This window comes from Cereibacter changlensis JA139, assembly GCF_003034985.1.
Classification (GTDB): Bacteria; Pseudomonadota; Alphaproteobacteria; order Rhodobacterales; family Rhodobacteraceae; genus Cereibacter; species Cereibacter changlensis.
Map to the genome: position 1 here is coordinate 1 of NZ_PZKG01000027.1, position 22,250 is coordinate 22,250.

At 68.8% G+C, this 22,250-nt stretch carries 22 protein-coding genes and 1 pseudogene; 5 read left to right on the forward strand and 18 right to left on the reverse strand.

Annotated elements, in window-relative coordinates:
- Window positions 1-100: MerR family DNA-binding transcriptional regulator (locus tag C5F48_RS26020; protein WP_373454336.1), on the reverse strand; the 100-nt coding region annotated here is incomplete at its 3' end.
- A gap of 118 nt (window positions 101-218) precedes the next feature.
- Between C5F48_RS26020 and C5F48_RS08215 the strand changes: the two genes are divergently transcribed.
- Genes C5F48_RS08215 through C5F48_RS08225 form a run of 3 tightly spaced genes read left to right on the forward strand, consistent with a single transcriptional unit; the run spans window position 219 to window position 2,509 of the window.
- A complete protein-coding gene (locus C5F48_RS08215; RefSeq protein ID WP_107663425.1) occupies window positions 219-641 on the forward strand; it encodes a PaaI family thioesterase in 423 nt (140 codons plus the stop codon).
- Window positions 638-1,147 (forward strand): PaaI family thioesterase, encoded by a 510-nt coding sequence (locus C5F48_RS08220; RefSeq protein ID WP_107663426.1) that lies wholly within the window; start codon window positions 638-640, stop codon window positions 1,145-1,147. Before C5F48_RS08215 ends, C5F48_RS08220 begins: the two co-directional genes overlap by 4 nt.
- A gap of 39 nt (window positions 1,148-1,186) precedes the next feature.
- Window positions 1,187-2,509, forward strand: a complete 1,323-nt coding sequence (locus tag C5F48_RS08225; RefSeq protein WP_107663427.1) for an MATE family efflux transporter — start codon at window positions 1,187-1,189, stop codon at window positions 2,507-2,509.
- On the opposite strand, the gene C5F48_RS08230 is transcribed toward C5F48_RS08225, so the two are convergent.
- From C5F48_RS08230 to C5F48_RS08285, 12 genes are all read right to left on the reverse strand, one after another.
- The gene (locus C5F48_RS08230; RefSeq protein ID WP_107663428.1) at window positions 2,506-3,270 is read right to left on the reverse strand and encodes a TIGR02186 family protein; all 765 of its coding nucleotides are present in this window, start codon (window positions 3,268-3,270) and stop codon (window positions 2,506-2,508) included. The genes C5F48_RS08225 and C5F48_RS08230 overlap by 4 nt on opposite strands.
- Window positions 3,267-4,187 (reverse strand): sulfite exporter TauE/SafE family protein, encoded by a 921-nt coding sequence (locus C5F48_RS08235; RefSeq protein WP_107663429.1) that lies wholly within the window; start codon window positions 4,185-4,187, stop codon window positions 3,267-3,269. The genes C5F48_RS08230 and C5F48_RS08235 overlap by 4 nt, the downstream gene beginning before the upstream one ends.
- Window positions 4,188-4,272: 85 nt before the next feature.
- Entirely contained in the window at window positions 4,273-5,073 is an 801-nt protein-coding gene (locus C5F48_RS08240) for a purine-nucleoside phosphorylase (protein WP_107663430.1), read from the reverse strand.
- Window positions 5,074-6,039, reverse strand: a complete 966-nt coding sequence (locus C5F48_RS08245) for an ABC transporter permease (protein WP_170139696.1) — start codon at window positions 6,037-6,039, stop codon at window positions 5,074-5,076. It abuts the gene before it with no gap.
- Window positions 6,039-7,133 (reverse strand): ABC transporter permease, encoded by a 1,095-nt coding sequence (locus C5F48_RS08250; RefSeq protein WP_107663432.1) that lies wholly within the window; start codon window positions 7,131-7,133, stop codon window positions 6,039-6,041. The genes C5F48_RS08245 and C5F48_RS08250 overlap by 1 nt, the downstream gene beginning before the upstream one ends.
- Window positions 7,133-8,713: an ABC transporter ATP-binding protein gene (locus tag C5F48_RS08255; RefSeq protein WP_107663433.1), complete on the reverse strand. Its 1,581-nt coding sequence runs from the start codon at window positions 8,711-8,713 to the stop codon at window positions 7,133-7,135. The genes C5F48_RS08250 and C5F48_RS08255 overlap by 1 nt, the downstream gene beginning before the upstream one ends.
- Entirely contained in the window at window positions 8,714-9,709 is a 996-nt protein-coding gene (locus tag C5F48_RS08260; RefSeq protein ID WP_107663434.1) for a BMP family lipoprotein, read from the reverse strand.
- A 181-nt stretch (window positions 9,710-9,890) separates the two neighbouring features.
- On the reverse strand, window positions 9,891-10,301 hold the full coding sequence (locus tag C5F48_RS08265; protein WP_107663435.1) for a GNAT family N-acetyltransferase: 411 nt from the start codon (window positions 10,299-10,301) through the stop codon (window positions 9,891-9,893).
- Entirely contained in the window at window positions 10,298-10,909 is a 612-nt protein-coding gene (gene tsaB / locus C5F48_RS08270; protein WP_107663436.1) for a tRNA (adenosine(37)-N6)-threonylcarbamoyltransferase complex dimerization subunit type 1 TsaB, read from the reverse strand. Before tsaB ends, C5F48_RS08265 begins: the two co-directional genes overlap by 4 nt.
- Window positions 10,899-11,459: a NifU family protein gene (locus C5F48_RS08275; protein ID WP_107663437.1), complete on the reverse strand. Its 561-nt coding sequence runs from the start codon at window positions 11,457-11,459 to the stop codon at window positions 10,899-10,901. Before C5F48_RS08275 ends, tsaB begins: the two co-directional genes overlap by 11 nt.
- A 164-nt stretch (window positions 11,460-11,623) precedes the next feature.
- Window positions 11,624-12,079 (reverse strand): universal stress protein, encoded by a 456-nt coding sequence (locus tag C5F48_RS08280; protein ID WP_107663469.1) that lies wholly within the window; start codon window positions 12,077-12,079, stop codon window positions 11,624-11,626.
- A 57-nt stretch (window positions 12,080-12,136) separates the two neighbouring features.
- Window positions 12,137-13,000 carry a branched-chain amino acid aminotransferase gene (locus tag C5F48_RS08285; protein ID WP_107663438.1) on the reverse strand — a complete coding sequence of 288 codons (864 nt, stop codon included), beginning with the start codon at window positions 12,998-13,000 and terminating at the stop codon, window positions 12,137-12,139.
- Between the two features lie 341 nt (window positions 13,001-13,341).
- Between C5F48_RS08285 and C5F48_RS08290 the strand changes: the two genes are divergently transcribed.
- Window positions 13,342-13,863, forward strand: coding sequence for a L,D-transpeptidase (locus C5F48_RS08290; RefSeq protein ID WP_107663439.1), 522 nt, complete (start codon window positions 13,342-13,344; stop codon window positions 13,861-13,863).
- Between the two features lie 9 nt (window positions 13,864-13,872).
- Here the strand turns inward: C5F48_RS08290 and C5F48_RS08295 are convergent, their stop codons facing one another.
- Both C5F48_RS08295 and trpS read right to left on the reverse strand, forming a co-directional pair.
- Window positions 13,873-14,880 carry a hypothetical protein gene (locus C5F48_RS08295; protein ID WP_245941469.1) on the reverse strand — a complete coding sequence of 336 codons (1,008 nt, stop codon included), beginning with the start codon at window positions 14,878-14,880 and terminating at the stop codon, window positions 13,873-13,875.
- Between the two features lie 53 nt (window positions 14,881-14,933).
- A complete protein-coding gene (gene trpS, locus C5F48_RS08300; protein WP_107663441.1) occupies window positions 14,934-15,977 on the reverse strand; it encodes a tryptophan--tRNA ligase in 1,044 nt (347 codons plus the stop codon).
- Window positions 15,978-16,060: 83 nt separating this feature from the next.
- Here trpS and C5F48_RS08305 point away from each other — a divergent pair, with 83 nt between their 5' ends.
- Window positions 16,061-16,747 (forward strand): rhomboid family intramembrane serine protease, encoded by a 687-nt coding sequence (locus C5F48_RS08305; RefSeq protein WP_107663442.1) that lies wholly within the window; start codon window positions 16,061-16,063, stop codon window positions 16,745-16,747.
- Here C5F48_RS08305 and murJ read toward each other — a convergent pair whose 3' ends face one another.
- The 3 genes and pseudogenes from murJ to C5F48_RS08320 all read right to left on the reverse strand — a co-directional run bounded on the left by murJ (window position 16,748) and on the right by C5F48_RS08320 (window position 22,238).
- Entirely contained in the window at window positions 16,748-18,286 is a 1,539-nt protein-coding gene (gene murJ, locus C5F48_RS08310) for a murein biosynthesis integral membrane protein MurJ (protein WP_107663443.1), read from the reverse strand. It abuts the gene before it with no gap.
- Window positions 18,283-21,007, reverse strand: a pseudogene (locus C5F48_RS08315) ([protein-PII] uridylyltransferase). The gene murJ and the pseudogene C5F48_RS08315 overlap by 4 nt, the downstream one beginning before the upstream one ends.
- 52 nt (window positions 21,008-21,059) lie before the next feature.
- Window positions 21,060-22,238 (reverse strand): penicillin-binding protein activator, encoded by a 1,179-nt coding sequence (locus tag C5F48_RS08320; protein WP_107663445.1) that lies wholly within the window; start codon window positions 22,236-22,238, stop codon window positions 21,060-21,062.
- Between the last annotated feature and the right edge of the window lie 12 nt (window positions 22,239-22,250).

Sequence of the window (22,250 nt, forward strand, 5' to 3'; positions counted from 1 at the left end):
CGGGCTGCAACAGTTCGATATACTCGTAATAGCGCAGGGTCCGGGGCGTGACTTCGAACCTGGCGCACATCTCCTTGAAGGTCAGGCGGCTGTCGGGCATGGCGATCCTCCTCGGCCGCAGGGTAGGCCCATCGCCGGGGCCGCGCAATCGCGTCGCTTTGGGGTTGCGCCGCGCCGCGGAGGCGCGATGATGCGGCCTGTTGCCGAGGGTCCGCCAGATGCCAGACAAGACCGACTTCGCCCGCCAGTTCATCGAGAGCATCCCGCATTCCCGGGCGCTCGGCATGCATCTGGACGAAATCGGCGAGGGCAGCGCGGTGATCTCGATGGCCTATGACAAGCGCTTCGTCGGTGATCCGGCGACCGGGGTGATCCATGGCGGCGCGGTCTCGGCGCTGATGGACACGGCGAGCGGGGCGGCGGTGATGTCGCTGCCCGAGGCGGGGGCGGCGACGGCGACGCTGGATCTCAGGATCGACTACATGCGCCCGGCGACACCCGGCCAGCGGATCGTGGCGCGGGCCGAGTGCTATCACGTCACCCGCTCGGTCGCCTTCGTGCGGGTCACCGCCACCGACGAAGACGCCGCGCGCCCGGTGGCCACCGCCACCGGCGCCTTCACCATGGAGCGCAGCGCATGAGCCGTCCGCCGCCCGAGCCGGTCCAGGTCATCAAGCAGCGCCGCGACGCCGCCCTGCGGGCGCTGGTCGGCGGCGTGCCCTACATCACCTATCTCGGCATCCAGTTCGACCGGCGCGGCGACGAGCTGACCGCAATCCTGCCCTATGACGACAAGCTGATCGGCAACCCGATGCTGCCCGCGATCCATGGCGGGGTGACCGCGGCCTTCCTGGAGGTGGCGGCGATCATCGAGCTCAGCTGGTCCGTGCTCTGGCAGGAGATGGAGCAGGGCCGGCTCGACCCCGCCACCATCGAGGCGCATCTGCCGAAGCTGCCCAAGACCATCGATTTCACCGTGGACTACCTGCGCTCCGGCCTGCCCCGCGACGCCTACGCAAGGGCGCGGGTGAACCGCTCGGGGCGGCGTTATGCATCGGTGCATGTCGAGGCCTGGCAGGACAACCGCAGCCGGCTCTTCGCCCAGGCGACCGGGCATTTCCTGATGCCCGAACCCTCCGAGCCCTGACCCTGCCGATGCCGGACCTCTCCTGATGCGCAGCCCCCGATGACGCCGCCCGGCCGGACCGAGATCACCCACGCCCGCGTGCTGCGCATGGCGCTGCCGATCGTGCTGTCCAACGCCACGGTGCCGCTGCTCGGCGCGGTGGACACCGCCGTCGTCGGTCAGCTGGGGCTCGCCGCGCCGATCGGGGCGGTGGGACTCGGCGCGGTGGTGCTGGCGACGGTCTACTGGATCTTCTCCTTCCTGCGCATGGGCACCTCGGGCCTCGCCGCGCAGGCCCACGGAGCAGGGGACGAGGCCGAACGCTCGGCGATCCTGCTGCGCGCGCTGATCATCGGCTTCGGCGCCGGGCTCTGCTTCATCCTCGCGCAGGCGCCGCTGGTCTGGGCCACCTTCAAGGTCGCCCCCGCCTCGGCCGAGGTCGAGGCGCTGACCCGGCAATATCTCGCGATCCGGCTCTGGGGCGCGCCGGCGACCATCGGGCTTTTCGCCGTCACCGGCTGGCTGGTGGCGCTGGAGCGGACGCGGGGCATCCTGCTGTTGCAGCTCTGGATGAACGGGCTGAACATCGGCCTCGACCTGTGGTTCGTCATCGGCCTCGGCTGGGGCGTGCCCGGCGTGGCTGCCGCCACGCTGATCGCCGAATGGAGCGGCCTCGCGCTCGGCCTCTGGCTCTGCCGCGACGCCTTCGGGCCGGTGCTGCGCCGGGCCTGGGCGCGGGTCGGCGACCGGGCGGCGCTGGCGCGGATGATGCTGGTCAACCGCGACATCATGGTGCGCTCGGTGCTGCTGCAGGCGAGCTTCACCACCTTCGTCTTCCTCGGCGCGGGCTTCGGCGACGTGACGCTGGCCGCCAACCAGGTGCTGCTGCAGTTCCTCGAGATCTCGGCCTATGCGCTCGACGGTTTCGCCTTCGCCGCCGAGGCGCTGGTAGGGCAGGCGGTGGGGGCGCGTTCGGTCGCCGGGGTGCGGCGGTCCTCGGTGATGCTGGGACAATGGGGGGCCGGGGGCGCCCTGTTCCTGGCGCTGGTCTTCGCGCTGGCCGGGCCGCAGATCATCGACCTGATCACCACCTCGCCCGAGGTCCGGGCCGAGGCGCGGCAGTTGCTGCCCTGGCTGGTGGTGGCGCCGCTGATCGGAGTGGCGAGCTGGATCCTCGACGGCGTCTTCATCGGCGCCACGCAGACGCGCGAGATGATGCGGGCGATGCTGATCTCGGTGCCGATCTACGGCGCCGCGCTCCTGCTGCTCGTGCCGCTGATGGGCAACCACGGGCTGTGGGCGTCGCTGATGGTGCTGAACGCCACAAGGGGCGTCACGATGCTGCTGGCCTATCCGAAGGTCGAGCGGCAGGCGGCGGTCTAGCGGATCATCCGGAAGGCGGCCGATGCGCCCCATCCCGCGACCACCGCCATCACCAGCGACAACAGGCCGTAGATCAGCGGCTGTTCCTGCGCCAAGGCGTAGATGAAGCGCTCGATCCCCGCCTTCTGCACGCCGATGCCGCCTTCCAGCGAGTCGACCACCCGACCGTCGCGGGTCAGGAAGACCCGCACCCGGTAGTTGCCCTCGACGAGGTTCGACGGCAGCCGCACGTCGGTGCGGAACAGCGTGTCCTCGGTGAAGGCGACGGTGCCCTCGTCGAGATGGTAGCGCCCCTCCTGCTCGCGGATGCGCTGCAGCGCCTCGACGAAGCTGGGTGATTCCTCGGCCTGGGCGCTGATGCCCACGGCGCGGATCGCCCGCGGCACGCTGATCTGGTAGCGCAGGTTGTCGGTCTCGGAAAGGATGGCCTCGAGCGGGCCGGTGGTGGCGACGGCGTAAAAGCTGGGGGCGTGGTTGATCCGCACCTTGTCGCGGTTGATCCAGATCCCCAGCCGCCGCTCCTTGCGCCGGACCACGACCGGGGTCGGCGGGCCCTCCACCGTGACGATGACCTGCAGCGGCCCGCCCTCGGGCTGCGGCGCCTCGCGCTTCACCGCGCCGTAGATCAGGATCTCGGAGCCGGTGAAATCGGCGGTGATCGCCACGCTGGTCTGGCTGAGGCCCAGCACGATGCTCTCGTCCTGCGCCCGCGCGGCGAGGGGCGCGAGCACCAACAGCAGCAGGGCGAGCAGGCGGATCACGGCAGCGTCCCCGGGGTGATCGAGTAGAACTCCGTGGGGGTCAGCAACAGGTCGAGTGCGATCTTGCCGCTGACCGCCAAGACCAGCAGCGCCAGCAGGATGCGCAGCTGCTCGGCCTTCAGCCGCACCCCCAGCCGGGCGCCGATCTGCGCGCCGATCACCCCGCCGACGATCAGCAAGAGCGCCAGCACCATGTCGACGGTCTGGCTGGTGACGGCATGCATCACCGTGGTGAAGGCGGTGACGAAGATGATCTGGAACAGCGAGGTGCCGATGACGACCTTGGTTGGCATGCCCAAGAGGTAGATCATCGCCGGCACCATGATGAAACCGCCGCCGACCCCCATGATCGCCGCCAGAAAGCCGACCAGTCCGCCGACCATCATCGGCGGGATCACCGAGATGTAGAGACCCGAGGCGCGGAATTTCACCTTGAACGGCAGCCGGTGCACCCAGGTGTGGACATGCGACCGCTTCACCGGCTGGCCCGGCTTTTTCGACCGGCGCAGCGAGCGCAGGCTTTCCTGCAGCATCAGCGCGCCGACGAGGCCGAGGAAGAAGACATAGGCCAGCTGCACGAAGAGATCGACCTGCCCCAGCACCGAGAGCCGGGCGAAGACCCAGATGCCGATGGCGGAGCCGAACATCCCGCCCACCAGCAGCACCAGCCCCATGCGGAAATCGACCGCCTTGCGCTTGAGCTGCGCCAGCACGCCCGAGATGCTGGAGGCCACCACCTGATTGGCGCCGGTGGCCACGGCCACAGCGGGGGGGATGCCGATGAAGAACAGCAGCGGCGTGATGATGAACCCGCCGCCGACCCCGAACATGCCCGACATGAACCCGACGATGCCGCCCAGTCCCAGCAACAGGAATGCGTTAATGGAGACCTCGGCTATGGGCAGATAAAGCTGCATCGGATCGGGCTGTGCGGGAAATGAATGGTGCGACAGACTTGCGCGCTGCGGCGAGCCTTGTCAAACAGATGTCAGGACTTAGCGATCATCGCAGCCGACGCAGGAATTCCCGCAACACCCGCTCCAGCTTGGCCGCGCCCAAGGGGGCCATCGACTTTGTGTGTTCGTGGCTGATCGCCTCGTCGCTCATCCCCGCCGCCATGTTGGTGATGGTCGAGATCGCCGCCACCTTGAGCCCGAGGAAGCGCGCCAGGATGACCTCCGGCACGGTGGACATGCCAACGGCGTCAGCTCCGAGGATGCGGATCGCGCGGATCTCGGCGGGGGTCTCGAAGGAGGGCCCGGAGTACCAGGCGTAGACGCCTTCAGGCAGGGCGACGCCCACGGCCTCGGCGGCGGCGCGCAGGCCTGCCCGCAGATCGGGGTCATGCGCCGCCGTCATCGGCACGAAACGCGCATCGGTCGGCTCGCCGATCAGCGGGTTCAATCCCGAAAAGTTGATGTGGTCATCGAGCAGCATCAGCTCGCCCGGCGGGATGTCGGGCCGCAGACTGCCCGCTGCGTTGGTGGCGATCAGCGACTCGGCCCCCAGCGCCTTCAGCACCTCGAGCGGCAGCCGCATCGCCGCTGGATCGCCCTTCTCGTAGTAATGCGCCCGCCCGCCGAAGACCGCGACGCGCACGCCCTCCAGCTGGCCGATCATCAGCGTCGGGTTGTGCCCCGAGACGCCGCCCTGCGGAAAGCCCGCCAGTTCCTCGTAGGGGATCGCCACGCCCTCGACGGCGCTGGCGAGATGGCCGAGGCCGGAGCCGAGGATCAGCCCCAGCCGGACCGGCTCGTGCCCCGCCTTGGAGCGGATCAGCGAGGCAAGCATCTGGGCGGGCATTCAGCGTTCCTTCACATAGGGTTCGCCACCGGCGCGCGGCGGCGTGGCCTTGCCGACGAAGCCGGCGAGAATGACCACGGTCAGGATGTAGGGCAGGGCCTGCATGAACTGCACCGGGATGACGATGCCGCCGAGGTCGATGTTCTGATAGCGGTTGGAGATCGCCTCGAGGAAGCCGAAGAGCATCGTCGCCCCCAGCGCATACCACGGGCGCCACTTGGCAAAGATCAGCGCTGCCAGCGCGATATAACCGCGCCCGGCCGTCATCTCCTTGACGAAGCCCGCCGAGAGGCCGGTGGCAAGATAGGCCCCCGCCAGCCCGGTCAGCACGCCGCAGATCGCCACGGCGGCAAATCGGATGCCCACGACCGAGACGCCCGCCGTATCCACCGCCGCCGGATTCTCGCCCACGGCGCGCAGCCGCAGGCCGAAGCGGGTGCGGTAAAGCAGCCAGGCAGAAAGCGGCACCATCGCCACGGCGACATAGACCAGCGCCGTGTGGCCCGAGATCAGCTCGTAATAGATCGGGCCGATCACCGGGACCTCGCGCAGCGCCTCGGCGCCCCAGAGGGTGATGGGCGCGAAGCGGGCGTCGCCGGTCAGCGACGGGGTGCGGCCGCCGAGCGCGAACCAGTATTGCCCGAGCAGCACCGTCAGCCCCGAGGCGAGGAAGTTGATCGCCACCCCCGAGATCAGCTGATTGCCGCGGAAGGTGATCGAGGCGAGGCCGTGGATCGCCGACATCAGCAGCGCGGCGAAGATGCCCGCCGCAACTCCCAGCCAGACATCCCCGGTGACGAAGGCCGCCGCCGCCGAAAGGAAGGCCGCGGCCAGCATCTTGCCCTCGAGCCCGATGTCGAAGATCCCGGCACGCTCCGAGAACAGCCCGGCGAGACAGGCCAGCAGCAGCGGCGTGCCGAGGCGGATGGTGGAATCGAGGATCTGCAGAACCGTGGTCAGGTCCATCACTTCGCCCCCCGCCCTGCGCGCGCGAACAGCCATTCCACGGGTTGCCGCACCATGTTGTCCAGCGCCCCGGTGAACAGGATCACCAGCGCCTGGATGACGGTGATCAACTCGCGCGGGATCTTGGTCCAGAGCGCCAGTTCCGCCCCGCCCTGGTAGAGGAAGCCGAAGAGGATTGCTGCGAGGAACACCCCGAACGGATGGCTGCGCCCCATCAGCGCCACCGCGATGCCGATGAAGCCCGCGCCCTCGACCGAGTTCAGCACCAGACGGTTCGCCTCGCCCATGACGTTGTTGACGGCCATCATCCCGGCGAGCCCGCCGGAGATCAGCATGGCATACATGGTGATGCGGACCGGCCTGATCCCGGCATAGACGGCCGCCTTTTCCGACTTGCCGAAGGCGCGGATCTGATAGCCGAGCCGGGTGCGCCAGATCAGCACCCAGACCAGCACGCAGCAGGCCAGCGCGAGGAACAGGCTGACATTGGCGGGCGTACTGGTGGAGAAGGGAATGCCGACCGCGCCGAGGATCTCGCCCAGACCGGGCAGGTTGGTCTCGGCCGGAAAGCGCGCCGTCGCCGGGTCCATCGACCCCACCGGGCGCAGCATGTTGACCAGCAGGTAGTTCAAGAGCGAGGCGGCGATGAAGTTGAACATGATCGTGGTGATCACGATATGGCTGCCGCGCTTCGCCTGCAGCCAGGCGGGCAGGGCGGCCCAGAGCGCGCCGAACAGCGCGCCGCAGACCACCGCGCCGATCAGCGCCAGCGACCAGTGCGGCCAGGGCACCATCAGGCAGACCAGCGCCACGCCCAGCCCGCCGAGGCTCGCCTGCCCCTCGCCGCCGATGTTGAACAGCCCGGCATGGAAGGCCACCGCCACCGCCAGCCCGGTGAACATGAAGTTGGTCGCGTAATAGAGCGTGTAGCCCCAGCCATAGCTGGAGCCGAGCGCGCCGGTCACCATCAGCTTCATCGCCTCGACCGGGTTCTCGCCGATGGCGAAGATCACCACCGAGGAGATCGCGAAGGCAATGAGCAGCGACAGCAGCGGCACGAGCAGGGCGTCGGCCCAGGGCGGCATCTTCTGCATCAGGCGGCGCCCTTCACATCGTCGACCCCGGCCATCAGCAGCCCCAGGTCGCGTTCATCGGTGGTGGCGGGATCGCGGAAGCCCATGATCCGGCCGTCGAACATCACCGCGATCCTGTCTGACAGGCTCATGATCTCGTCAAGCTCCACGCTCACCAGAAGCACCGCCTTGCCCGCGTCGCGCAGCGCCAAGATCTGCTTGTGGATGAACTCGATCGCGCCGATGTCCACCCCCCGCGTCGGCTGGCCGATCAGCAGCAGGTCGGGATTGCGCTCGATCTCGCGCGCCACGATCAGCTTCTGCTGGTTGCCGCCGGAGAAGTTCTTGGCCGCCAGCGTGCAATCCGGCGGTCGCACATCGAAACGCTCCATCTTGCGGCGGGTATCTTCGCGCAGCGCCTCGTTGTCCATGAGGAGCGCGTTCTTCTGGTACTCCGGCTCGTTGTGATAGCCGAAGGCCACGTTCTCCCAAGCGGTGAAATCCATGATCATGCCGAGGTGCTGGCGGTCCTCCGGCACATGGGCGATGCCCTGCAGCCGTCGCGACTGACCGTCGGAATGCTTGCCGCTCAGGTCGAGCTCGACCCCGTTCAACTGCACCGACCCGGCGCCGCGGGCGATGCCGCCCAGCACCTCCAGCAGTTCCGACTGCCCGTTGCCCGCCACCCCCGCGATGCCGAGGATCTCGCCGGCGCGCACTGTCAGGTCGATACCCTTCAGCCGCTCGACGCCGTTCTCGTCGCGGACCCGCAGGTTCTCCACCTTCAGCACGGTCCGGCCCGGGATCGCCGGGGCCTTGTCGACCCTGAGCAGCACCTTGCGCCCCACCATCAGCTCGGCCAGCTCCTCGGGGCTGGTCTCGGCGGTCTGCACCGTCGCCGTCATCTGCCCGCGCCGCATAACGCTCACCGTGTCGGTGATCTCCATGATCTCGCGCAGCTTGTGGGTGATGAGGATGATCGTCTTGCCCTGCTCGCGCAGCCCCTTGAGGATGCGGAACAGGTGGTCGGCCTCGGCGGGGGTCAGCACCCCGGTCGGCTCGTCCAGAATGAGGATGTCGGCCTGCCGATACAGCGCCTTCAGGATCTCAACCCGCTGCTGATGCCCGACCGAGAGATCCTCGATCCGTGCATCGGGATCGACCTCCAGCTCGTATTCGCGCGCGAGATCGGCAAGCGCCTTGCGCGCCTTGGCCAGCGAGGGGCGCAGCAGGCGGCCTTCCTCGGCGCCGAGGATCACGTTCTCCAGCACGGTGAAATTCTGCACCAGCTTGAAGTGCTGGAACACCATGCCGATGCCGGCGCGGATGGCGCTCTGGCTGTCGGGGATGGGGGTGAGCCTGCCGCCGATGTAGATCTCGCCCGCATCGGCCCGGTAGAAGCCGTAGAGGATCGACATCAGCGTCGACTTGCCCGCGCCATTCTCGCCGATGATGCCGTGGATCGACCCGCGCCGCACCTGGATCGAGATGTCCTTGTTGGCCTGCACGGGCCCGAACGATTTGGAGATCCCCCGCAATTCGATTGCGAGGGAGTCCGGGGCGGCAGCTGCCTGCCGCCCCTGTTGCCGTTCAGCCGCCATTCAGAACGACGCGGCCGGGCAGGTGTTGTCGGTCATGTAGTCATGCACCTTGATCTCGCCCGACTTGATCTTGGCGGCAGCCTCGTCCACCGCGGCCTTCATCTCCGGGGTGATGAGGGCGGCGTTGTTGTCGTCCAGCGCATAGGCCACGCCGTCGTTCGACAGGTCGGCCATCGTGATGCCCGGTTCGACCGCCTCGCCCGCGGTGAAGGCGTCGAACACGGTGTTGTCGACGCGCTTGACCATCGAGGTCAGCACCTTGCCCGGGAACAGGTGGTTCTGGTTGCTGTCGACACCGATCGAGAGGATCCCCTCGTCCGCGGCCGCCTGCAGTACGCCCATGCCGGTGCCGCCCGCCGCGGCATAGATCACGTCCGCGCCCTGCGATTTCTGCGACTTGGCCAGCTCGCCGCCCTTCACCGGGTCGTTCCACGCAGCCGGGGTGGTGCCGGTCATGTTCAGGATGACATTGGCCTCGGCCTTCACCGCCTTGACGCCCTGCGCATAGCCGCAGCCGAACTTGCGGATCAGCGGGATGTCCATGCCGCCGATGAAGCCGACCGTGTCGGTCTTCGAGGCCATCGCCGCCAGCATGCCGACGAGGTAGGAGCCCTGCTCCTCGGCGAAGACCACCGATTTCACGTTGGGCTGCTCCACCACCATGTCGATGATGACGAACTTGGTGTCCGGATAGTCCGGCGCGACCTGACCCAGCACGTCGCCGAAGGCGAAGCCGGTCATCACGATCGGGTTCGAGCCGGTCTCGGCCAGCCGGCGCAGCGCCTGCTCGCGCTGCGCTTCCGACTGCATCTCCAGCTCCTTGTAGGTGCCGCCGGTCTCGGTCACCCAGCGGCTGGCGCCACCGAAGGCGGCCTCGTTGAAGGACTTGTCGAATTTGCCGCCCAGATCGTAGATCAGCGCCGGCTCGGCGAGCGCCATGCCCGCGGTCAGCGCCAGCGTCGCCGCCCCGCCTGCAAGAGTTCTCGTCAGGGTCATAAAGCTCTCCCGGTTGTCGTTTTTTCCTGGCGACTGCCGGCGCCGGGGCCTCCGGCCGCCTCAGTCTTGGCGATACTGTAGGGCGGAAGCGGAGGAAACGGTCAACAGATATTTGTGAGACGCTGCGGCGGAATTGACCTTCGGATCAAAGAACTGGCGCGGCCCCGCGGCTGCCGCAGCGTCAGATTGGCGCGCGGGAGAGCACCAGCGCATCGACCGGCCCCGTGGCCGTCGCGTAGTAGCCGCGCCGCCGTCCGGCCTGCCGGAACCCCGCCGCGTCATAGAGCGCCAGTGCCGCAAGATTGTCCGCCGCGACCTCGAGAAAGGCGCTCTCGGCCTGCCGCGCCCGGGCTTCGGTCAGAAAACCCGCCACCAGCCGCGCGCCGATCCCCTGCCGCCGCGCCTCGGGCGCCACGGCCAGCGTCAGCAGCTCCGCCTCGCCGGCGATGGCGCGGCCCATGAGAAAGCCCTGCGGCTCGGTCAGCAGGAACACCCCGGCGCCGTCCAGCAGCCCGGCGATCTCCGCCGCCGACCAAGGCCGCGGCACGGTGAACACCCGGCCATGCAGCGCCGCGAGGTCGTCAGGCGTCACGGCAGGATCACCGGCGGCGGGTCGGAGGGCGGCGCGGCATCGGCGCCGCGCAGGTAGAATGGCGCGGGCCGCGGCTGTTCGCTGCCGAGCCGCCCCAGCGCTACCCGGGCGATCGCCTCGGCCAGCGGATAGAGCGGCGCCAGCGCCCCGTCACCCGCGGCACTCCCCACGCGATGCGGCGCGCCGACCTCCAGCCCCTCCAGCACGGCCATCCGCGCCGGGGCGTCGCCGTCGCGCAGATAGACCTCGCCGCGCCTTGCATCCTCCATCACCGCGACCGGCTCCGGCAGCCCCAGCGCCAGCGCGTCGAAGCGCGTGACCCCGATCGCCGGAACGCCGAGCCCCAGCGCAAGCCCGCGCGCCGCCGCCACCGCGATCCGCACCCCGGTGAAGTTCCCCGGTCCCGTGCCCACCGCCAGCGCCGCCAGATCGCGCCAGCCCGCCCCGGCCTCGGCCAGGACCTCCTCCAGCAGGGGCATCAACCGTTCGGCCTGGCCCTTCTCCATCGGCTCCAGCCGCGAAGCGACCAGCCGCTTGCCCGACAGCAAAGCGGCCGCGCAATGTGCGGCCGATGTATCGAAGGCCAGGATCAGCGGATCAGGCCGCAACCGGACGCACTTCCAGCACTTCCGGGATATAATGCCGGAGCAGGTTCTCGATCCCCATCTTCAGCGTCAGTGTCGAGGAGGGGCAACCGGCGCAGGCGCCCTGCATGTGCAGGTAGACCACGCCGCGGTCGAAGCCGTGGAAGGTGATGTCGCCGCCGTCCTGCGCCACAGCGGGCCGCACGCGGGTGTCGAGCAGCTCCTTGATCTGGCGGATCACGTCGCTGTCCGGCCCTTCGGTCACCGCATGGCCCGAAGCCGCCTGCTCGCCCTCGATCACCGGGGCGCCCGACTGGTAATGCTCCATGATCGCGCCGAGGATCGACGGCTTGATGTGATCCCAGGCCACGTCCTCGGCCTTGGTCACGGTGACGAAATCGGTGCCGAAGAACACGCCGCTTACCCCGCCGGTGGCGAAGATGCGGCGGGCCAGCGGCGAACTGCCCGCTGCTTCGGCCGAGGCGTAATCCGCCGTGCCCATCTCCAGCACGGTCTGGCCGGGCAGGAACTTCAGCGTGGCGGGGTTCGGCGTGGATTCGGTCTGGATGAACATGGCAGGGCCTCCGGGGTCAGTCACCGATATGCGCCCGGCAGGGCCACATGTCAATATTTGGAACCGTTCTAAAGTGCCGCCGGGCCGGAAACCCCGCCCCCTGCCGCTTCTTCCTGGCCCAAATACTCACTCACCCGCCGCCCCGGGCGACGCGAGCGGCCGGCTCAGGTGATCGCCTCCAGCCGCTCCTTCGACATCTCGCCCGGCACGATGGTGATCGGGATCGGCAGGTTGCCGGAGTTGCGGCTCATCTGCGTCACCAGCGGCCCGGGACCGGCCTTGTCGGTCCCCGCCCCCAGCACCAGCACGCCGATCGCCGGATCGTCGCGCACCTGCGCCAGGATCTCCTGCACCGGATCGCCCTCGCGGATCACCAGCTCGGGGTCGATCCCCTGCCGGTCTCGCATCCATTTGGCGAAGACCTCGAAATGTGCCTCGATGCGCTCGCGCGCCTCGGTCCGCATCAGGTCCGACACTCCCATCCAGTGCTGGTATTCCTCCGGCGGGATGATCGACAGGATCTGCACCCCCGCGCCGGTATGCGCCGCCCGCAGCGCGGCAAAGCGCATGGCGTTCAGGCACTCCCGGCTGTCATCCAGCACGACCAGAAACTTGCGCATCATCTTCCCCCTGTGACCGCCGGATCATGGCCGATCCGGCGGGATGATGGCAAGCGCTCAGCGCGCCGAATGCGCCCAGTCCATGTAGAGCGAGCGCGCCTGCCGCGTGATCGGGCCGACCTGATAGCTGGTGTCGTCGAAGGCGGTGACCGGCATCACCTTGGAGAAGTTGCCAGACAGGAACACCTCGTCCGCCGCGTGGAAGTCGTCGAAGGTCAGCACCGCCTCCACCACGTCGACCCCGTCAGCCCGCAGGTTGGCGATGTGGCGCGCACGGGTGATGCCCGACAGGAAGGTGCCGTTGGCGATCGGGGTGAAGACCACGCCGTCCTTCGCCATGAAGACGTTGGCGGTCGCGGTCTCGGCCACATTGCCCATGGCGTCGGCCGCCAGCGCGTTGCCGAAGCCCTTGGATTTCGCCTCGACCAGCATCCGCGCGTTGTTCGGGTAGAGGCAACCGGCTTTGGCGTTGCAGACATTGTCCTCCAGCACCGGGCGGCGGAAGCGGGTGCGGGTGAGGGTGGTCGTGGCCTCGGCCGAGGGCATCGGCACCTCCTCGAGGCAGAGCGCGAAGCCGGTGGAGCCTTCCTTCGGCGCAACGCCCAGATCCGAGCCGTCCAGCGCCCAGTACATCGGCCGGATATAGACCGCCTGTCCCGGCCCGTAGGCCTTCAGCCCCTCCAGCGCGAGGCCGACCATCTCTTCGGTTCCCACGGTCGGCGTGATCATCAGCGCCTCGGCGCTGCGGTTCACCCGGGCGCAGTGCAGCTCGAGGTCCGGGGCGACGCCGTCGAACTGGCGCGCGCCGTCGAACACCGACGAGCCCTGCCAGATCCCGTGATCGGCGGCGCGCATCACCGCCACGTCGCCCTCATGCCATTTGCCCTCGAAGAAGGTGCGGATGTTCTTGCCGAATGCCATGCTGGCTCTCCCTTGCTTGTGGCGGCACTTAACCACCAGCCAGCGGCGGGGTCCAGCCGGGGAGGCGCGTCCGAGGCTCCCCCGGACCCGTGCTGGTGGGTCCGGGGGCGATCCGGGCAGGCGAAGGTCGGGGGGACGATCTGGCCCGGAGCGGCGATGGGTCGCGCACCTTATGTCGCAGAGCATTGAATCCGCCGCGTGACATGGGCTCTGTGACGCAGGCGGAAATCCCCCGCGCACAGTATCGTGACTTGTCAGCGATCTTCCGGCGCGGCCACTCTCGATGCAGCCGCCACGGCATTCAGGATGGCGGAAATGGCAGAGATCAGAGCAGGTTATTCATGAAACGGCGCGGTATCCTCTCGATGGCGGCGGCGGCCCTCGCGGGCCTGGCCCTCGCCCCTCCGGCAACCATGGCTGCGACCCCCGGGGCGATGCCGGCCCCGGCGGCTTGGCAGGCGCATTTCGCAGCGCTGGACCACGGGGCGATTCTCGCCGACCGCGCGGCGCAGGTGGTGCATTTCTGGTCGCCGCAGGGCGAGGTCTACCGGCTTTATCCGCTGCTGGCGGGGCAGGGGCTGCGCTCCGGCGAGACCCGGGTGATCCGCAAGATCGAGGGGCCGACCTGGCGGCCCTCCAGCCGGATGCGGTCGCGCGACCCGCGCCTGCCGGCGCTGGTGCCGCCGGGGCCGGGCAATCCGCTGGGCAGCCATGCGCTGTATCTGGCGGTGGAGGGGCTGCGGATCCATGGCGTGGCCGAAGATCCGCAGGCCCGAGCCGACGAGAGCATCGCCTTGGCCAACGCCCATATCGCCGAGCTCTTCGGGCTGGTTCGGGTCGGCGCGCCGGTGCGGCTGATCTAGGCCAATTTTCTAGGCCAGCCGGCGCAACAGCCGGAGCGAGACGCTCTGCACCATGCCCGCCAGCACGGAAGCGAGCGACAAGAGCAGCCCGGCCAGCGACGCCGCCAGCTGCCACATGACCTCGGACCCGCGGATGGTGGCGCGCAGGAAGCGGGCCTTGCCCAGCACCTCCATCCAACCCACGGTGCGCGGCCCCAGCGCCTCGGCGGCATTGGCCAGCCGGCGGGCGTCGGTGGCGTCGTCGACATAGCGCAGCAGGTGCAGCGTCTGTCCCGGCGGCAGGGCGGTTCCCATGCGCTGCACGCCCTGCATCACCTCGGCCAGCGGGCGCACCTCCGCCTGCCGCACCAGCCGCGAGAGGTCGTCGGTGGAGCGCGCCGCGGGCAGCGCGGCCCAGTCGACGCCCCGGCGCAGCGTGTCGTCCATCAGCCCGACCAGCCGGGGCGAGAGAAGCCGCATCCTGCGCGCGATCCGCGTCATGCCCGCGCCGAGCTTCAGCGTCATCGTCGTCCCGCCGCTGGCGACCACCGCCGCCGTCGCCGTCAGCCCGACGGCGGAGAGCGCCAGATCCAGCTGGTCCACCTCGACCCCGGTCATGTAATTCCAGCCGGCGCGGCCGATCCCCATCACGTCGCCGGCGCTGGTCAGCACCATCGGCGCCTGACAGAGCAGCTCGGCCGACAGCGCGCATTGCGCCGGATCGATGGCACAGCGGGCGCAGGAGTCGGCCATGGCCAGCAGGCTGGTGTCCTCGGCCCTCAGCGCCGCGATCCGGTCGGTCAGTTGCACCGGCAGCGGCAGGGCGCGCTCCTCGGCCACCTCCAGCAGCGCGTCGATCACCACCCAGTTTCGCGGATCGTCATGCAGCGCCAGGCGCAGCTTCTCGGTCAGCGCCTCGGGCGTGGCATGCGTCGCCATCAGCCGCTCGGTCGCCGCCTCGATCCCCGCCGCGCCGCGATCCACGAAGGGCCGCAGCGCGGGGTCACGGGCGATCTGCATGCCCGTGAGCAGCGTCATCGCCAGCGACGCCGCCAGAAGCAGCGTCAGACCGGCGCGCGCCGCGCGGCGGATCAGCGGCGTCGCGATCGGATCATGCCCACGATCCCGTAGACATCCTCCAGAATGGGCCGGGCGACCGCCTCGGCCCGGTCGGCCCCGTCGCCGAGGATGCGGTCGATCTCGGCGGGGTCCTGCATCAGCCGGGTCATCTCGGTGGTGATCGGCGACAGATGCGCCACCGCCAGATCGGCCAGCGCCGGCTTGAAGCTGCCGAAGGGCGCGCCCGCATGTTCGGCCATCACCGCCTCGGGGGTGATCCCGGCGAGGGCGGCATAGATGTTCACGAGGTTGCGCGCCTCGGGCCGGTCCTTCAGACCTTCGACCGTCTCGGGCAGGGGCTCGGGGTCGGTCTTGGCCTTCTTGATCTTCTTGGCGATGGTGTCGGCGTCATCGGTCAGGTTGATGCGCGACTGGTCCGAGGGATCGGATTTCGACATCTTCTTGGTGCCGTCGCGCAGGCTCATCACCCGTGTCGCCGCGCCCTCGATCATCGGCTCGGTGATCGGGAAGAAGTTCACGCCGTAATCGTTGTTGAACTTCGCCGCGATGTCGCGCGTCAGCTCCAGATGCTGTTTCTGATCCTCGCCCACCGGCACATGCGTCGCCTTGTAGGCAAGGATATCCGCCGCCATCAGCGCCGGATAGGCAAAGAGCCCCAGAGAGGCGTTCTCGGAGTTCTTGCCCGCCTTGTCCTTCCACTGGGTCATGCGGCCCATCCAGCCCATCCGCGCCACGCAGTTCAGGATCCAGGCGAGTTCGGCATGGGCCGAGACCTGGCTCTGGTTGAACAGCACCGAGCGCTTCGGATCGACGCCCGAGGCGATGAAGCCCGCCGCCGCCTCGCGCGTCTGCTGGCGCAGCTTTTCCGGGTCCTGCCAGACGGTGATCGCATGCATGTCCACGAGGCAGTAGACCGTCTCGATCCCGTCGTTCTGCTTCTCGGCGAAGCGCTTCAGCGCGCCAAGATAGTTGCCAAGCGTCAACCCGCCCGAAGGCTGGATGCCGGAGAAGATGCGGGTCGGGAAAGCCTGAGGCGTTTGGACCGGCTCGGCCATGGGGATGCTCCGTCTGGAAAAGGGTTCGGTTTCGGCTTATCGCTGGGGGGAAGGCCCGTCAATCAACTGGGCATGAGGCAAGAATGCACAAAGACCTGAACGCGGCCCCGCTGAACCCGTTGCCGGTGGCGGTCTGGCTGCTGGCCCTGCCGATCGCCGCGATGGAGCTTCTGTCCAGCGTTGGGGCGACCGGGCTCCTCTCCGACCCCGCCGCCATCGGCTGGCGGCTGGAGGCGGTGGGCCGGCTCGGCTTCCGCCCGGCGGCGATGCGCGAGATGATCGCGACCGGCTATTACCCGTGGCGCGAGCTCTTGCGGCTGGTCAGCTACCCGCTGGTCCATGCCAGCTTCACCCATGCGCTGATGGCGGTGGTGATCCTGCTGGCGCTCGGCAAGATGGTGGGCGAGGTGTTCCGGACCTGGGCGATGGTCCTTGTCTTCCTCGGCTCCGCGGTCGTCGGGGCTTTGGCCTACATGCTGGTGCCGGGGCTCTCGACCCCGCTGATCGGGGCCTATCCGGCGGTCTACGGGTTGATCGGGGCCTTCACCTTCCTGCTCTGGGTGAACCTCGCCGCCAAGGGCGCGAACCAGTATCGCGCCTTCTCGCTGATCGGGCTCCTGCTCGGCATCCAGCTGCTGTTCGGTCTGCTGTTCGGCGGCGGCTACGAATGGGTCGCCGATCTCGCGGGCTTCGCCACCGGCTTCGTGCTGTCCTTCGTGGTCAGCCCCGGCGGCTGGGCCCGGGTGAAGGCCAAGCTGCGCCGGCGCTGATCAGCGGCGGCGCAGGCTGCGCAGGTCGGACAGGCGGAAGGCGCCGATCAGGTTTCCGGTGGCGAAATAGGCGACGATGCCGAGCGCGACCAGCAGGCCCAACCCGATGTAGCGCCAGCCGGGGCTGCCCAGCAGCCCGCCCAGAAGGATGTTGCCGGCGATCAGCACCGCGCCCATCACCAGCGAGGCGAGCAGGATCCGCGGCATCCGCTTGCGGAACCGCTCGTCCAGCCGCGAGGCCGAGCCCATGGCGCGCGACCCGCTCCAGAGTTGCCAGACCATGACCCAAGCCGAGACCGTGGTAGCCAGCGCCGCCGCGAGAAACCCGATCACCGGCATCAGCGCCACGGCGAAGCCCACGTTCACCACCATCGAGATCAGCGCGTATCGGAACGGGCTCCGGCTGTCCTCGCGGGCGTAGAACAGGGGCTGCAAAACCTTGTGCAGCACGAAGGCGGGCAGGCCGAGCCCATAGGCCGCCAGCGCCAGCGCAGTATTGGCGGTATCGTCCGGGCCGAAGGCGCCGCGCTCGAACAGGACCGAGATCAGCGGCATCGAGATCACCACCAGCGCCACGGCGGCCGGCACCGTCAGCATCAGCGCGAATTCGGCGCCCCGGTTGAACGAGGACCGCCCGCCGTCCTCGTCCCCCGCGCGCAGGCGGCGCGAGAGATCGGGCAAAAGCACCGTGCCGATGGCGATGCCGACGACACCGAGGGGAAGCTGGTAGAGCCGGTCGGCATAGGAGAGCCAGGCGACCGCGCCCTCGGTGAAGCTCGCCACCTGCCGGCCGACCAGCAGGTTGATCTGCACCACCCCGCCCGACATCACAGCGGGCGCCGCGATGACCGCCAGCCGCTTCAGCTCCGGCGTCAGCCGCGGCAGGCCGGGCGTCACGGCGAAGCCGATGCGCTTGGCCGAATACCAGGTGAAGGCAAGCTGGGCGACGCCCGTCACCGGCACCGTCCAGGCCAGCGTCAGCCCCATGTCCCAGCCCGCCGCATCGGCCATCAGCATCGCGGCGATGAACATCAGGTTCATCAAGACCGGCACGAAGCTCGCCTCGGTGAAGCGGCCGAAAGCGTTCAGCACCCCCGACAGCAGCGCCACCAGCGAGATGAACAGGATGTAGGAGAAGGAGATCCGACCGAAGGTCACCGCCATGTCGAAACGCTCGTCGCCGGCGAAACCCGAGGCCATCGCCCAGACCAGGAGCGGCATGGCCAGGGTGCCGATCAGCGTGAACAGGATCAGGATGCCCGCCAGCCCGTTGAAGGCGTCGCGGGCAAAACGCTGCGCATCCTCGCCCGCCTCCAGCTTCTTGGCGAACATCGGCACGAAGGCCATGTTGAAGGCGCCCTCGGCGAAGAAGCGGCGGAACATGTTCGGCAGCGAGAAGGCGATGAGGAAGGCCTCGGCCACCGGCCCGGCGCCGAGATAGGCCGCCATCATGATGTCGCGCGCAAAGCCCACGCCACGGCTCAGGAGCGTCCAGCCGCCCACGGTGACGAAGCCGCGCACCAGTCCCACAGGCTTCACGCGCGCGCCCGTTCCGCGCCTTCGGCAATCGCCTGGCGCAGCTTGCGGTCCAGGGTCTCCTGCCGGGATTTGGTGTGCAGTTTCAAACCGAACATGTCTTTCACATAGAAGGTGTCGACCACCTGCGCCCCATAGGTCGCGATCACGGCCGAGGCAATGTAGATGTTGTTCGCCGCCAGCGTCCGCGTCAGGTCATAGAGCAGCCCCGGGCGGTCGCGGGTGTCGACCTCGATGATGGTGTAGATCTCGGAGCCGTCGTTGTCGAAGGCGATATGCGTCGGGAAGCGGAACTGGCTGTCGCGCTTCCGGATCTTGTCGCGGTCCTTCAGCGCCTCGCGCGCCACGACCTCGCCCTTCAGCGTCTTGTCGATCATGTTGCGCAGCCGGGGCAGGCGGGCAATCTCGTAGGGCGAGCCTTCGGCGTCCTGCACCCAGAAAACCGCCGTGGCGTAGCCGTCCTTCGAGGTATAGGTCCGCGCGTCCACCACGTTCGCACCGACCAAGGCCAGCGCGCCCGCCAGCCGCGAGAAGATGCCCGGATGGTCCTCCAGCGCGAAACAGGCGCGGGTGGCGTCGCGATGCGGGTCGGGATGCAGGTCGATGCGGATCTCGTTGTCGGGCAGGTCGAGCAGCATCGAGGCGAAGACGGTATGGGTCGCGGTGGACAGCGCCTGCCAGTAGGGCGGGTAGTGCCGGGCCAGCTCGGCGCGCAGGTCCTTCGGATCCCATTCCGCCAGCGCCTCGCGCAGCGCCCGCTTGGCTTCGTCGGCGCGGTTCTCGCGGTTCAGTGTCTCGAGCCCGCCTTCCAGCGCCGTCGCCGTGTCGCGGTAGAGCTGGCGCAGAAGCTGCGCCTTCCAGTTGTTCCAGGTGCCTGGGCCGACGCCGCGGATGTCGCAGACCGTCAGCACCGTCAGCAGGTCGAGCCGCCGTTTCGAGCGCACCGCCTTGGCGAAATCGCGCACCGTGCGCGGGTCGCCGATGTCGCGCTTCTGCGCCATGTCGGACATGACGAGGTGATAGCGCACCAGCCATTCGACCGTCTCGGCCTCCTCGGCGTTCAGCCCCAGCCGCGGCGCGATCTTCCGCGCCATCTGCGCCCCGAGGATCGAGTGGTCCTCCGGCCGGCCCTTGCCGATGTCGTGCAGCAGCAGCGCCACATAGAGCACCCGGCGGTTCACCCCCTCGGAGAGGATGCGCGAGGCGATCGGCAGCTCCTCCACCAGCTCGTTGCGCTCGATCTGGGCGAGGGTGGAGATGCACTGGATGGTGTGCTCGTCGACCGTGTAATGGTGGTAGACGTTGAACTGCATCATCGCGACGATGCGCTCGAATTCCGGGATGAAGGCCCCCAGCACGTCGAGCTCGTTCATCCGGCGCAGGCTCCGTTCCGGGTTGCCGTGCTTCAGCATCAGGTCGAGGAAGATGCGGTTCGCCTCCCGGTCGTTCTGCATCTCGTCGTCGATCAGATCGAGATTGGCGGCGATCAGGCGCATGGCGTTGGGATGGATCAGCAGCCCGGTGCGCAGCGCCTCCTCGAAGATGCGCAACAGGTTCAGCTTGTCGGCGAGGAAGACCGCCGGGTCGGCAATGTCGATCCGACCCTGCCGCAGCCGGTAGCCCGGCTTCAGCTTCTTGCGGCGGCGGAAGAAGCCGATCAGCGCCGGCTCGCTTTTCGCGTGCCGTGCCTCCAGCTCGGTGAGGAAGACCCGGGTCAGCTCGCCGACCTTGGTGGCCTGGCGGAAGTAGTCCTGCATGAAGATCTCGACCGCCCGCCGCCCGCCCGCGTCGCGGTAGCCCATGCGGGCCGCGACATCGACCTGCATGTCGAAGGTCAGCTGGTCGGTGGCGCGGGCGGTGATGTAATGCAGATGACAGCGCACGGCCCAGAGGAAATCCTCGGCCCTCTCGAAGGTGCGGAACTCGTCGAGGCTCAGGAGCCCGGCCTCGACCAGCCCCTCGACGCTCGGAACCCGGTGCAGGTACTTGCCGATCCAGTAGAGCGTCTGCAGGTCGCGCAGCCCGCCCTTGCCCTCCTTCACGTTGGGCTCCAGCACGTAGCGCTGGCCGCCCTGCCGCTTGTGCCGGGCGGCGCGCTCGGCCAGCTTGGCCTCGATGAACTCGGGGCCGGAGTTGCGGAACAGCTCCTGCCACAACCGGTCGCCGAGCTCGGTCGCCAGCGGCTCGTGACCGGCGAGGAAGCGGTGCTCCAGCAGGGCGGTGCGGATGGTGATGTCGTCGCGGCCGAGCCGCAGGCAGTCCTTCACCGTGCGGCTGGCATGGCCGACCTTCAGCTTCAGGTCCCAGAGCATGTAGAGCATGCTCTCGATCACCGATTCCGCCCAGGGGGTGATCTTCCAAGGCGTCAGGAACAGGAGGTCGACATCGGAATGCGGGGCCATCTCGGCCCGGCCATAGCCGCCGACCGCCAGCACGGCGATGCGCTCGGACTCGGTCGGGTTGGCCAGCGGATGCAGGTGCTCGCAGGCAATACGCAACGCAGTGGTCACCAGACCGTCGGTCAGGACCGCCTGCGCCCGGATCAGTTCGCGGGCGGCGGTGGGGCGGGCGGCGAAAGGCCTCGGCCAGCGCGGCGTTGCCGGCCGCCTTGGCCGCCGCCAGATGCTGCACCGCCAGCGCCCGCGCGGCGCGCGGGTCGAGATCGGGGGTACGGGCAAGATCGGCCGCGATGACAAGGGTCAGCGCGGCCGGATCGAGGATCATCCGGCGCGGCAGCAACAGCTCCGGCGCGGAGGGATCGGAAAGGCGCGCGGGCTCAGAAGCCTGCGCCGCCAAAGCTGCGGGGAGCCGGGTCAATCACTGCCACCTGGTTGTTGCGGATTTGCGCTACGGCCAGTCCGCGCTCGTTCGTGCCGTCGCCCAGAAGGCGGAAGATCCCGTTGACCCCGACGAAGCCCGACCCCTGGGTCAGCCGCCGCCCGGTCAGCGCGTCGGACTGGCCCTGCTTCACCAGAGCGCCGATCGCGGCGATCCCGTCATAGGCGAGGCCCGAGATCGGATGCGGCGCCTCGCCATAGGCGGTCTGGTAGCGCGCCTGATACTGGCTGTAGAGCCCCGGATCGGGCAGCGCGAACCAACCGCCCTGCACGCCCGGCAGCGCCAGCGTCGCCGCGGGAATGTCCCAGCGGGTCAGGCCGATGAAGCGGGTGACCTCCGGGCTGACGTTGTTGTCGCGCAGCAGCTGGGTGATCATCGGCAGCGCGCCCGCTGTGTCGGCGGTCAGGAACATCGCCTGGGCGTTGCTGGAGCGCGCGGTCTCGGCGATGCCGGGAACCGCGGCGACGATGCCGTTCTGCGAGAATTCATAGCCCGAGGTCGCCACCACGCTGCCGCCGGCGCGCTGCACGCCGCGCTGGATCGCGGTCTTGCCGGTCTCGCCGGCGGTGGTGCTGTCATGCACCACCATGATCCGGGTCGTGCCTTGGCGGACGGCGTAGCGCGACAGCCGGTCGGCGGTGTTCTGGAAGGTCGGCCCCAGCACGAAGACGTTGCCGCCGGCGATGTCGCCGTTGTTGGAGAAGCTCAGCACGTTCACCCCGCGCGAGGCGACGGCGGCGCCGGCGGCATTGGCCTCCTGCGCGTAGACCGGGCCGAGGATGATCTTGGCGCCCTCGTCGACCGCCTTCGAGGCCATGGCCGCGGCCTGCGCCGGCTGGCCCGAGGTGTTGTAGACCCGCAGGTCCACCTTGACGTTGCCGAGATCGGCGATCGCTAGCCGGGCGGCGTTCTGCAGGCTGCGCGCCAGCAGTTCGTCGCTGGCCTGGCCGGAGCCCGAGGGCACCAGCAGCGCCACCGGCACGGCGGCGTTGGTATCGATGGCGGGGCCGCCGGCGCCGGTCGTGCTGACCGGCTCGCAGGCGGCGACCGTGAGGGCAGTGATGGCAATAGCGACGCGGCTCAATGACTTGCGGGCAAGGCCCAAAAGGGACAACATGCGGACTTCCTC